Raw genomic sequence first — 12,680 nt, forward strand, 5'->3', positions numbered from 1 at the left:
AAAGGGCATACTTTTTCACAACAAAAACTATACCTAGATAGATTTTTAACGCATTAAAATGCCTTCTATTGTTCAATATTTCTTAATCTAATATTTTGATTCATTCTAAATAGCATTTCGAAAAAAGTTGATACTTAATTATATTGATGATTTTTTGCTTGTAATTTTAGGTCTAGCCTCATTTTTTATTTTGTGAAAAACAATTTTTATTTACATTTGTAGCACCAAAACAAAGGGTGCCATAGCTCAGTTGGTAGAGCAATGGACTGAAAATCCATGTGTCCCTGGTTCGATTCCAGGTGGCACCACGAAAGAGGGGAAGATTTTAATAATCTTCCCCTCTTTTTTTATATGAAAATTGAAGTCTACATATTAACGAGTCCTGTAAAAGGTCTTTTTTTTATTTTATAGTTTCCTGCATCAAGATTATCCTCAGAATTTCATTTATAGTCGTTCGTCTTTGAACAATTTTACCAAAGCAAACGTTTTCGATGTAAAATAAAGGTTTTCAGGGTTGTAAGTTCTTTTATTATTGAGATTAATAAGGTAGTTTTGCAAGACGAATTTACAAATACAGAATAATCAAAATACGACAAATGGCTGATAATAAGAAAGCTCTATTGATGATCCTTGATGGATGGGGAATAGGAGATAAATCGAATTCAGATGTTATTTCAACAGTTGAAACACCATATATTGATAGTTTACAAGCAAAATATCCGAATTCGGCTTTACAGGCTGCAGGAAACTTTGTTGGTTTGCCTGATGGACAGATGGGGAATTCAGAAGTTGGTCACCTTAATATTGGTGCTGGCCGTGTAGTTTTTCAAGACCTTGTAAAAATTAACAATGCTGTTAAAGACGGTTCAATTAATGATAATGAGCAGTTGGTGAAAGCCTTTGCGACAGCTAAGAAAAACAATACAAAACTTCATTTAATTGGTTTAATTGGTGATGGTGGGGTTCATTCTTTAAGCTCACACGCAATTGCAATCTGTAAGGCAGCTAAGGCTTATGGATTGGAAGATGTTTTTGTTCACGGTTTAACTGATGGTCGTGATACGGATCCAAAATCAGGATTGGAATTCGTTAAGGACTTTATGGCTCAGATTGAAGGATCAGCTAAGTTAGCATCTTTAGTTGGACGTTATTATGGAATGGATCGTGATAGTAACTGGGAGCGTATTAAGCTAGCTTACGATTTATATACAAAAGCTGAAGGTAAATCGGCTACTGACATGATTCAAGCTATTGAAGAATCATATGCTGAAGGTGTGAGTGATGAGTTTATTAAGCCTGTTGTGGCTGTTGATGAGGCAGGAACTCCTTTAACTAAAATTGAGGAAGGTGATGTTGTAATTTGTTTCAACTACCGTACAGACCGTTTGCGCCAGATGACTACTGTATTCTCTCAGGAGGATAAGCAAGAATTTGGTATGCACACCATGAATGTTGATTGGTACACCATGACTTGTTACAATGCTAACTTCAAAGGTGTGAATGTTATTTACGATAAGGATAATGTTAAGAATACCTTAGGCGAGGTTGTTGCCAATGCTGGGAAAAAACAAATTCGTATTGCAGAAACTGAGAAATATGCTCACGTAACATTTTTCTTTTCCGGAGGTCGCGAAGCTGAGTTTGAAGGCGAAACTCGTTTGTTAGCTGCTTCTCCTAAGGTCGCAACTTACGATTTGCAGCCAGAAATGTCAGCACCAGAAGTTGCCGATAAAATTACAGCAGAGTTGAATGCACAATCAGCTGACTTTGTTTGTTTGAATTTCGCGAATGGCGATATGGTTGGCCATACAGGTGTTTATGAAGCAATTTCGAAAGCTGTTCAGGCGGTTGATAATTGTGCTAAGCAAGTTGTTGAAGCTGCTAAAGCAAATGGTTACGATGTTATTATTATCGCTGACCATGGTAATGCAGACTTTGCAGTAAACCCTGATGGATCGCCCAATACGGCTCACTCTCTTAACCCAGTTCCATGTATTTGGGTAACTGAGAACCCTAAGCAATTAGAAGATGGTATTTTAGCTGACGTAGCTCCAACTATTATTGATATCATGGGACTTGAGCAGCCGGAAGAAATGACTGGTAAATCTTTGATCATAAAATAAAAGATTGTAACTGAAATTATAAGTTTCCGTACTATCTTTGCGAGATAGTACGGATTTTTTTTGCTCTAAATCCGTTAATTAGAAATTGTAAAAGTTATTATTGTGTTACAGATAGGAAATGCCATAGTAAGTCTCGATGTGATTGAGAAGAAGTTTATTTGCGATTTCGCGAAATGCAAAGGAGCTTGTTGTGTTGAAGGAGACTCGGGAGCACCATTAGATGATGATGAAAAAGCCATTCTTGAAGAAATCTATCCTGATATTAAGGAATACTTGAATGAAAAGGGTATTGCCGAAATTGAGAAACAAGGTACTTCAGTTATTGATTCTGATGGCGATCTGGTAACTCCAATTATCAATGATAAAGAATGTGTTTACACGGTTTTTGAAAATGGATTGGCTTTATGTGGTATTGAGAAAGCTTTCCTTGATGGGAAAATAAGTTACCGCAAACCAATTTCTTGTTCTTTATATCCTATTCGTATTCAGAAATATGAAGAATTCGATGCTGTAAACTATAACAAATGGAAAATTTGTGCTCCTGCTCGTGAATTAGGTTTCAAAATGGGCACACCAGTGTATAAGTTTTTGAAGGATCCATTAATTCGAAAATATGGTGAAGATTGGTATGAAGAATTAAAGTATGCAGCTGAGCATATTGATGAGATAATGCAGAAAAGAGAGTAATAGATCTCTTAGTGATAGATAATATAGAACAGCAGCTTAAGAGTTGCTGTTTTTTTTGTATTTGCCTGTTTTAAGGTTTTTTACCAAATTATTCTCAAATCAGATATCTAATATTACATCTTCTATTGTATATTTACCACTCAAATTTTAAATACTAATAATAACATATACAACATGGACAACATTAAAGGGTATATCGAAGAGAATAAAGATAGATTTCTTGATGAACTATTCGGATTGATTCGCATCCCATCAATTAGCTCAATTGAAGCTAACAAACCAGAAATGTACAAAGCTGCTGAATACTGGAAGCAGTTGATGTTAGATGCTGGTGCTGATAAAGCAGTAGTTCTGGAAACAGAAGGAAACCCAGTAACCTATGGTGAGAAGATCATTGATCCAGCTTTACCAACTGTATTGATTTATGGCCATATGGATGTTATGCCTGTTGATCCAGTTGAGCTTTGGGATACTGATCCTTTTGAGCCAGTAGTAAAAGATGGTAAAATTTGGGCACGTGGTGCTGATGATGATAAAGGGCAAGCTTTTATGCATGCTAAGGCTTTTGAATACATGGTTAAGAACGATTGCTTGACTTGTAACATAAAGTTCATGATTGAAGGTGAAGAAGAAGTAGGTTCTCCTAATCTTCCTAAGTTTTGCGAAGAGCATAAAGACATGTTAAAGTCAGATATCATCTTGGTTTCAGATACAGGTATGATTGCTCCGGATATACCATCAATCACAACAGGTCTTCGTGGTTTAATGTATTGGGAAGTTGAAGTAACTGGCCCTAACCGCGATCTTCACTCAGGATTGTTTGGTGGTGCTGTTGCAAACCCAATCAACGTATTGGCTAAAATGATTACTCAGATGGTTGACGAGAATGGTCATATCACTATTCCTGGTTTCTACGATGACGTAATTGAAGTATCAAAAGAAGAGCGTGCTATGATGGCTGAAGCTCCTTTCGATGTTGAAGAATATAAGAAAGCAATTGATGTAAAAGAATTAGCTGGTGAGAAAGGTTACACACCTTCAGAGCACACAGGAATTCGTCCATCTTTCGATATTTGTGGTATTTGGGGTGGTTACATTGGCGAAGGTGCTAAAACTGTATTGCCATCTAAAGCTCATGCTAAGATTTCTACTCGTTTGGTTCCAAACCAAGATTGGGAAAAGATCTCTGTTCTATTTAAAGAGCATTTTGAAGCAATTGCACCTGACTGTGTAAAGGTTGAGGTTACGCCTCTTCACGGTGGTCAAGGATATGTTTGTCCGATTGATATTCCTGCATACCAAGCAGCTGATAAGGCTTATACTGAAGTTTACGGTAAGCGTCCAGTTCCTGTTCGTTCAGGAGGTTCTATTCCAATTATCTCTACTTTCGAAGAGATCTTGGGTACAAAATCTGTATTAATGGGATTCGGTCTTGAGGCTGATGCAATTCATTCTCCAAACGAGAACTTCCCATTAGAGCAATTCTACAACGGAATCAACACAATTCCATTGTTTTACAAGCACTATGCTGAATTGATGAAATAAGAACTTGTAATTAAAATAATTTTTGAAAGGGTATTCTTAACTAGAATACCCTTTTTTTAGGCTTATTTTATTTTGGTATGATGAATTTTCACATTGAATATGTGAATAAAAGGCTTTTCTTATTGATGATTAATAATTATTATATAAATTTAATGGAATCTTCGTAATCGTTTAAAATAAAGCTGAAATCTTGAAATTCGGTATTTTCTGATTATGTTTGTACTTGGGTTTAGTTGTGTGATTTTTTCGTGATGAACATGTCTATTGCTAGATATTTTGAAATAGATCATACAAGTTGAAGTAAAATTGTTGTCATGGAGGAAATTTTTGGAAAAATAGGATCGGCTCAAACTCTTAGTCAGAAGATTGAGCGCCGAATAGAAGAGGCTATTCGCCAGAAGAAATTATTGGTAGGAGCTAAACTTCCGTCGGAGCGAGAATTGTGTGAGATGTTTGCTGTAAGTCGAACTGCTTTGCGCGAAGCATTGCGTAGATTAAGTGCGAGAGGTTTGATTCAAATCAAAAAGGGAAGCGGCATGTTTGTTAGTGAACTGAAAATAACAGATGCTATTGATTCCTTAAATTTGTATTATGATCTGAGTTTTGATAGCAATTTAATTCCTCAGATTATTGAAGTGAGACGCGTGTTCGAGCCAGAAATTGCTCGTATGGCTGCGAATAATCGAACAGATAAGGATTTGGAGCTACTTCAAAAGAGTATAACTGATTTAGAGGATTGTGATTCAGATAATACGCAAATGGAAGCTGATATCATTAATAAATTTCATTTGAATGTGGCTAAGGCTACTGGCAATCCAATTGTTATTATTACAATGGAACCAGTCTATTCGCTTTTACCTCGTATGCGTAATTTAATTTATGCAAATGTAGATGGAGAGAAAGATTTTACAATTAAAGCTCATCGTACCATTTTTGAAGCAATTCGAGACAAAGATGCAGATAAGGCTTATAAGGCAATGGTTGAACAAATAAATCGAACACTGGAGATTTATACACAATATTTGAAAAAATAGATTATTTTTTTCAATAAAAAACGGAGATTGATGATTCAGTCTCCGTTTTTTATTTATTCTAAATTATAATCTACTTGTAAGCTTCAATGGCTTTCTTTACTGAGCCATGTTTTAAGAGTAAGTGTTTTGATGTCTCTTTGTCAAGATTTAACTCGTCCATAATCATTTGGGTTCCACGCTCAACCAATTTTTTGTTGGTTAGTTGCATGTTAACCATTTTGTTCCCTTTTACTCGTCCCAATTTAATCATTAAACTGGTGGTGATCATGTTGAGAATCATTTTTTGAGCAGTTCCTGCTTTTAGCCTGGTACTTCCTGTAACAAACTCAGGTCCAACAATTGCTTCAATTACAATTTCTGTCTCTTTAGAAACCGGAGCTTCAGGATTGCAAGTAATACATGCTGTTAGTAATCCATTTTCGCGAGCTTTTTTTACGCCACCTATAACATAAGGAGTTGTGCCCGAAGCTGCAATTCCCAATACTGAATCATTTTGATTAAAGCCATGTTCTTGAATTTCTTCCCATGCTTTATCCCAGTCATCTTCAGCTGATTCTACTGCATTTCGTAAAGCTTTTTCTCCTCCTGCAATTAATCCAATTACGATATTTCCAGGAACTCCAAAAGTTGGCGGCAACTCTGAGGCATCTAAAACACCAAGTCTGCCACTTGTTCCAGCTCCTAAATAAAATAATCTACCTCCGGCCTTAATACGATCAATCAGTAAACTTACAAAGTTCTCAATTTTTGGAATAGAACGATTTACCGCTAAATGAACTTGTCCATCTTCTTGATTAATTCCGGTAAGTAGTTCCGTAACCGACATCTTTTCCAAATTAGAAAAGTTAGAAGGAGACTCTGTTATTCTGTTTGAAGATTTTTGATTGCTTTCTTTGTTCATTCTTTTATTTTTATTTACCAAGGTGGTATTGGATCAATCCTTCTAATGGGCTTTGCTGGATTTTACCCAGGCTTAAACCTGTTTCTTTTGCCACGATTTGCAATTCATTTTTAAAGTAAAATGCAATACTTCCAATAAAGTGAATTGGAAGACTAGTGTGATTGTCGTATTGTTTTATATTTCGTTCAAAAAATTCACTAAAACTCTTTTTTACCAGTTGTGATACATATGGAGAGTGAATATTCTCAGAAAGAAAAACAGTAAACTGTGCAAGAAAACGACTTGGTGCTTCTTCTTTGTAAACTTTGTTTATGATTTCACCATAATCCAATTCGTATTTTTTATAGAATGCACTTTTAATTTCTTTAGGAGCAAGATTTTTTAATATATCAGCTATTAGCTTCTTACCCATAACGGCTCCACTACCTTCATCGCCCAAAATATATCCCAATGGTGGAACGTTGTGTTCAATGTTTTCTCCATTGTATAAACAGGAGTTGGATCCTGTACCAATGATACATGCTATTCCTTTTTCGATACCGCATACAGATCGAGCAGCAGCTAAAACGTCGCTGTTGATTTCACAATTGGCACCTGGAAATATTTCTAACAAAGCATCTTTAATGATCTGTTTCTTCTCATCAACAGCACAGCCGGCACCATAAAAAAAGATTTTGCTAATTGAATCAAAATTATCTAGTGAGCTTATAATGTTAATTATTGAGCTCTTATTTTGATGATAAGGATTGATGCCTAAGGTTTGTTGACGTTTGGTTACGCCTTTACTTCCAAGCAAAATCCAATCCGTTTTAGTTGAGCCGCTTTCTGCAATTAATATCATTATTTTATTTTTATAACATGTATGATGAATGTTAATTTAAGATGAAATTACAAATATTTTAATAAATATCTAATTTGTAATCTTAGATTTTCATTCCTTCCGTATTCCCTAATATCCTTATTGTATTGATGTATTTGTTTTCACTTTACAAATATATAAAAATTAAACATTTGTGAAAAGTATTATATAACATGTATGACCAATTTTGGAATATTTAATTTTCTGTTCTATTTTTGATCCGAAAGTAATTTAAATCAGGAGATAGCAAAATGGAAAATCAGATACTACAGTTTAGAGAAGAACTTGATGAAGCCAAGTTGTATTACCAACCTTCAGATGAGTTCGACAGAACAGTGAAAACCCGATATGAAAAAATGCCAGCAGATATTTTTTCGACTGCAGAAAAAGCTGCCAAATGGGTTGCTGGTGAAATTGCCAATGAGATTAAGTCGAAACAAAAGATTGGTGAAAACTGTGTGCTAGGTCTTGCTACTGGAGCAACGCCATTAGGTGTATATTCAGAATTGATTCGTTTGCACAAGGAGGAGGATTTATCTTTTCAGAATGTGATTACTTTTAATTTGGATGAGTATTATCCTATGTTAAAATTAAGTGCCCAAAGCTACAATCATTACATGAATGATGTTTTGTTTAGTCATATTGACATACCTAAAGATCAAGTTCATGTTCCCGATGGAGAGGTGAGTAAGCTTATGGTGACTGGATATTGTAGTGAGTATGAAAAATTGATTGATTCTTTTGGAGGATTAGATTTACAGATACTCGGAATTGGTCGTACAGGACATATTGGCTTTAATGAGCCAGGTTCGCAATTGGATTCAAAAACCCGATTGATTATGCTCGATGCATTGACAAGACGAGATGCAGCTAAAGATTTTAATGGGATAAATAATGTGCCCAAAGCTGCTATAACTATGGGTGTTGGGACAATATTTAAAGCCAGACGGGTTATTTTGATGGCTTGGGGTGAAGGAAAAGCAACAATTGTTAAAAAGGCATTGGAAGAAAGTCAATGCGATGCGGTTCCTGCAAGTTATTTACAACGACATCCTGATGTGAAGTTCGTTTTGGATGTGCCAGCTGCAGGGGAATTGTCAAGAGTGAAGAATCCTTGGTTGGTTGGCAGTGTAGACTGGGATCGTTATTGGATTCGAAAAGCTGCTGTTTGGTTGTGTAATAAATTGCAAAAACCAATATTGAAATTGACCAATCGCGACTATAACGACAATGGTTTAAGTGAATTACTTGCTTTCTATGGTTCTGCTTATGAAGTAAATATAAAAGTATTTAATGATTTGCAACATACCATTACGGGCTGGCCAGGTGGTAAGCCTAATGCAGACGATTCTCATCGTCCTGAAAGAGCAGAGCCAGCTGTTAAAAAAGTGTTGGTTTTTAGTCCTCACCCTGATGATGATGTGATTTCGATGGGGGGAACTTTGAAAAGATTAGTCGATCAGAATCATGAAGTTCATGTCGCATATCAAACCTCTGGAAATATTGCTGTTGCTGATGATGAGGCGGTGAGATATCTTTCATTTGTAAAGAGTTTTTCACGAACTCATGATACCAACGAAGGAAATCTTCAGTGTGTTATTGAAGATATTCAAAAGTTTCTTTTGAAAAATAAAAAGCCAGGAGGAATCGATACATCCGCAGTACGAAATATGAAAGCCTTAATTAGAAGAGGAGAGGCAAAGGCAGCTTGTCGATTTGTTGGCGTACGATCAAAAAACCTTCACTTTTTAGACCTTCCTTTTTATGAAACGGGTGCTGTTAAGAAAAATCCATTAGGGGAAGAAGATGTTCGAATTATTGTGAATTTGCTTCGAAAAACAAAACCACATCAGATATTTGCAGCAGGTGATTGGTCCGATCCTCATGGAACTCATCGGGTTTGTTGGGAAGGGATTTATCAGGCCTTGAAAATTGTAAAGGATGAGGAATGGATGAAGGATTGTTACGTATGGTTGTATCGAGGAGCATGGCAGGAATGGAATTTGGATGAAATTCAAATGGCAGTGCCAATTAGTCCTGAGGAATTGCAACACAAACGAAATGCCATCTTGCGCCATCAGTCGCAAATGGAGAGTGCTCCATTTTTGGGGAATGATTCGAGATTGTTCTGGCAAAGATCGGAAGAAAGAAATAGGGCTACAGCTGATTTATTTAACAAATTGGGCTTGGCAGAATACGAAGCAATTGAAGCTTTTGTCAGGTTTATTGTTTAGATTTATCTGAGAATTTCCAAATTCAATAGCTTGAATTTGGTCTTCTCTTTAACTGGTTCATTTTAAATGTAAAAATAATGATTTCCATGCTTGGATTTTTTCGAAATATCCGTTTTTTCAGACTGCTTTTTGTGATCTCTTTATTGTTGTTCTCAAATTTTAATTTGATAGCAGCAAAGAAATCAGACAAATTAAAGCGAAAAGCCGAAAAAGCAGCGCAAACTTTTGTTGAGAATGCCTCAAAAGAATTTTCTTACAAATTTCGCTTCGATAGTTTACAAATAGACTCAGAGCAAAAGGAAATTGTATTGTATATGAACCCTACATTTACTTACATTCCTTTTCGTCTTGAATCAGTAGAGAAAAATTACCTTGGGCTGAAAGAAAGTTTGGGAAGGAAATTTAGAAACTATAAGCTAAGGATAGAGAGCATGGGGCTGGAAATTAGAGATCTAATTCCTAATTTTTATAAAACTCATGTTAATGATATTGATAGGAGTAGACTGAGCAAAAATCCGGAAGCCGTTCATCCTTTGGTACGAAGAATAAATGTTGGAAATGATCCAACTGAGGGTTTACAAAATAAACACATTGCTCTTTGGCATTCGCACGGATGGTATTACGAAAATACTTTGGATAGATGGGAATGGCAACGTGCAAGAGTTTATACAACGGTTGAAGATTTATGGACAATGGAATTTGTTGTTCCTTATATTGCTCCTATGCTAGAAAAGGCTGGAGCCAATGTTTTGTTTCCACGCGAGAGGGATATTCAGCGAAATGAAGTAATTGTAGATGCTGAATGGTCGTCACAAGGATCGGAATATCTTGTAACAGATTCTGTTTGGGAGTTGAATTCACAAGCGGGATTTACCAATAAATATCCTTTTTATCTTGAGGGTGAAAATCCATTTGATTTGGGAACTAGCTATCAGGCAGAGGCTAATACCGAGGAATCTGCTAGAGTTCAATATTTGCCTAATTTTCAAGAAAAAGGAGAATATGCAGTTTATGTTTCCTATTCTGATGATGAAGATAATGTTAATGACGCGCATTACATTGTGCACCATGCAGGTGGTAAAGCTGAATTTTTGGTGAATCAGAGCATGGGAGGTAAAACCTGGATTTATTTGGGAACTTTTCTTTTTGATAAAGGAAAAAATACTGAAAAGGGAATGGTTGAATTGACTAACCAGAGTAATGAACCAGGGAAATGGATTTCGGCAGATGCCATTCGATTTGGTGGTGGAATGGGGAATATTGCCCGAGGAAATCCGGAAGAATTAGAGGAGTTAAAAAAACAAAGAACAGAGCTTGGGTTTAATATGGATTCTAGAATCTGGCAAAAATATACGAGTAGTCGTCCAAGATATCAAGAGGCTGCACGTTACTATCTTCAGTATGCCGGCATGCCAGATTCCATCGTTTATAGTATCAATAAAGATTACGAAGCAGATTATAGTAATCGCGGAAAAGATGCTGCCAAGTTTCAGAAAAGAGAAATTGGCAAAACGGATTACAAAGATGATTACATGAGTCGTGGAGAGTGGGTGGATTATTTAATTGGAGCACCCGCAGGACCAACAAAAAATGTTGACGCAAAAGGCTTGAGTATTCCAATTGATATGGCTTTGGCATTTCATACAGATGCTGGAATTACACCGAATGATGCCATCATTGGATCTTTGGCCATTTATTCAACAACCAGAGGCGAGGATCATTTTCCAAATGGACAATCGAAATGGGCAAGTCGCGATTTAACGGATATTGTTCAATCGCAGGTTGTGGAAGATATTCGCAAGAAGTATGAGCCTAAATGGAGGCGTAGAGGAATGTGGAACAAGCAATATTCTGAAGCATACCGCCCAAAAGTTCCTACTATGTTGTCTGAACTCTTATCGCATCAAAATTTTGCAGATATGTATCAGGGAATGGATCCGAAGTTTAAATTCGATGTCAGCAGAGCCTATTACAAGGGGATTTTGAAATTTTTATCATCGCAAGATGAAAGAGATTATGTGGTTCAACCTTTACCTGTTGATCATTTTCAAATCAGGGAAACTGAAAAGGAGATTGTTCTTTCGTGGATACCTGTTGAAGATGAATTAGAGTCTACGGCAATGCCAGATTTTTATAAAGTTTATAAACGAATTGAGGACGAAGGTTTTGATGAGGGAACGATTGTTAAGAATTCTGAGTACAAAATCGCGAATTGTAAACCAGGTGCAATTTACAGTTTTAAGGTAACAGCATTAAATAAAGGTGGAGAAAGTTTCGACTCAGAAATATTGGCCTATTGCAAATCTGAAAATGGGAAGAAACCTGTTTTAATTGTTAACGGATTTGATCGTATTTCGGCTCCGCAGGGTTTTGATAATGGCAAATTGGCTGGTTTTTTAAGTTCCGAAGATGAAGGTGTCGCCTACAAAAGAAATATTGCCTACGTAGGTGATCAGTACGATTTCGATCGACAATCAAAATGGTTGGATGATGATGCATCAGGTCATGGAAGCTGCTATGCAGATCAGGAAGAAAGAATAATACCGGGGAATAATTTCGATTATCCTTTTGTACATGGACAAGCGATTCGCGATAATGGATTTGGATTTGTGTCGATGAGTGATGAGGCATTTGTGGAATTGAATTGGGAAGCGAAGGATTATTCCGTATTGGATTTGATTTTTGGAGAGGAAAAAACTACCAAGAGAATTTATGGGAAGGAGAATAAAGATTTTACTATATATACGCCTGAAATGAGAGAGGCAATTCGAAAATACATTAGCTGCGAAAATACAAATTTGATATTGTCGGGAGCATATGTAGGAACAGATTTGGTACTTTGTGGCGATAGCTTGGCAATTGCTTTTGCTGAGGATGAATTGCATTTTAAGTTTAGAACCAATCATGCAAGTAAATTGGGGAATGTATCACATACCAATGAAGTAAGAAATATCTTTAAAGGAGAATATCAATTTGAAACAGGGTATTCACCTAATATATATAAGGTAGAAGCACCCGACGCGATTGAGCCTAAAGGTGATGGTGCAAAAGTTCTTCTTCGTTATTCAGGAAATAATAAGAGTGCTGGAGTATTGTATGATGGAAATTATCAATCTGTAATTTTAGGATTTCCATTTGAAACGCTAAAATCGAAGGAGTATCGAAATGAATTGATGAAACAGATGCTTCAATTTTTTAATCAGTAATACCGATAGATATCTAAAATTACACATTTATTTCACTTCGTTTATGACTGTGTTTTAGATATCTATCGGCATTATAAGAGTGTATAATTTG

General features: G+C 36.1%; 8 protein-coding genes and 1 tRNA gene. 7 read left to right on the forward strand and 2 right to left on the reverse strand.

Annotation, left to right across the window (positions count from 1 at the left end):
• Positions 1-235: 235 nt before the first annotated feature.
• The 5 genes from L3049_RS20570 to L3049_RS20590 all read left to right on the forward strand — a co-directional run bounded on the left by L3049_RS20570 (position 236) and on the right by L3049_RS20590 (position 5,389).
• Positions 236-308 (forward strand) — tRNA-Phe (locus L3049_RS20570).
• 288 nt (positions 309-596) lie between these two features.
• The gene (gene gpmI, locus L3049_RS20575) at positions 597-2,123 is read left to right on the forward strand and encodes a 2,3-bisphosphoglycerate-independent phosphoglycerate mutase (RefSeq protein WP_275111718.1); all 1,527 of its coding nucleotides are present in this window, start codon (positions 597-599) and stop codon (positions 2,121-2,123) included.
• A gap of 102 nt (positions 2,124-2,225) precedes the next feature.
• Positions 2,226-2,810, forward strand: coding sequence for a DUF3109 family protein (locus L3049_RS20580; protein ID WP_275111719.1), 585 nt, complete (start codon positions 2,226-2,228; stop codon positions 2,808-2,810).
• A gap of 174 nt (positions 2,811-2,984) precedes the next feature.
• On the forward strand, positions 2,985-4,355 hold the full coding sequence (locus L3049_RS20585; RefSeq protein ID WP_275111720.1) for a dipeptidase: 1,371 nt from the start codon (positions 2,985-2,987) through the stop codon (positions 4,353-4,355).
• Positions 4,356-4,669: 314 nt separating this feature from the next.
• Positions 4,670-5,389, forward strand: coding sequence for a FadR/GntR family transcriptional regulator (locus tag L3049_RS20590; protein WP_275111721.1), 720 nt, complete (start codon positions 4,670-4,672; stop codon positions 5,387-5,389).
• 70 nt (positions 5,390-5,459) lie between these two features.
• Here L3049_RS20590 and murQ read toward each other — a convergent pair whose 3' ends face one another.
• Together murQ and L3049_RS20600 are read right to left on the reverse strand one after the other, a co-directional pair.
• Entirely contained in the window at positions 5,460-6,290 is an 831-nt protein-coding gene (murQ, locus tag L3049_RS20595; RefSeq protein ID WP_275111722.1) for an N-acetylmuramic acid 6-phosphate etherase, read from the reverse strand.
• A 10-nt stretch (positions 6,291-6,300) separates the two neighbouring features.
• Entirely contained in the window at positions 6,301-7,131 is an 831-nt protein-coding gene (locus L3049_RS20600) for an ATPase (protein ID WP_275111723.1), read from the reverse strand.
• Between the two features lie 269 nt (positions 7,132-7,400).
• On the opposite strand from L3049_RS20600, the gene nagB reads away from it, so the two are divergent.
• Positions 7,401-9,383, forward strand: a complete 1,983-nt coding sequence (gene nagB, locus L3049_RS20605; protein WP_275111724.1) for a glucosamine-6-phosphate deaminase — start codon at positions 7,401-7,403, stop codon at positions 9,381-9,383.
• 86 nt (positions 9,384-9,469) lie between these two features.
• Positions 9,470-12,589, forward strand: coding sequence for a golvesin C-terminal-like domain-containing protein (locus tag L3049_RS20610; RefSeq protein WP_275111725.1), 3,120 nt, complete (start codon positions 9,470-9,472; stop codon positions 12,587-12,589).
• Positions 12,590-12,680 lie beyond the last annotated feature (91 nt).

Origin of the sequence: Labilibaculum sp. DW002, from assembly GCF_029029525.1 — a bacterium.
GTDB lineage: Bacteria > Bacteroidota > Bacteroidia > Bacteroidales > Marinifilaceae > Paralabilibaculum > Paralabilibaculum antarcticum.

What these genes read in the sequence shown, in the direction of transcription:
- L3049_RS20600 (WP_275111723.1), bottom strand. Translation starts at nt 7,131, where the DNA reads ATGATATTAATTGCAGAAAGCGGCTCAACTAAAACGGATTGGATTTTG.
- L3049_RS20590 (WP_275111721.1), top strand. Translation starts at nt 4,670, where the DNA reads ATGGAGGAAATTTTTGGAAAAATAGGATCGGCTCAAACTCTTAGTCAG.
- murQ (WP_275111722.1), bottom strand. Translation starts at nt 6,290, where the DNA reads ATGAACAAAGAAAGCAATCAAAAATCTTCAAACAGAATAACAGAGTCT.
- L3049_RS20610 (WP_275111725.1), top strand. Translation starts at nt 9,470, where the DNA reads ATGCTTGGATTTTTTCGAAATATCCGTTTTTTCAGACTGCTTTTTGTG.
- nagB (WP_275111724.1), top strand. Translation starts at nt 7,401, where the DNA reads ATGGAAAATCAGATACTACAGTTTAGAGAAGAACTTGATGAAGCCAAG.
- L3049_RS20585 (WP_275111720.1), top strand. Translation starts at nt 2,985, where the DNA reads ATGGACAACATTAAAGGGTATATCGAAGAGAATAAAGATAGATTTCTT.
- gpmI (WP_275111718.1), top strand. Translation starts at nt 597, where the DNA reads ATGGCTGATAATAAGAAAGCTCTATTGATGATCCTTGATGGATGGGGA.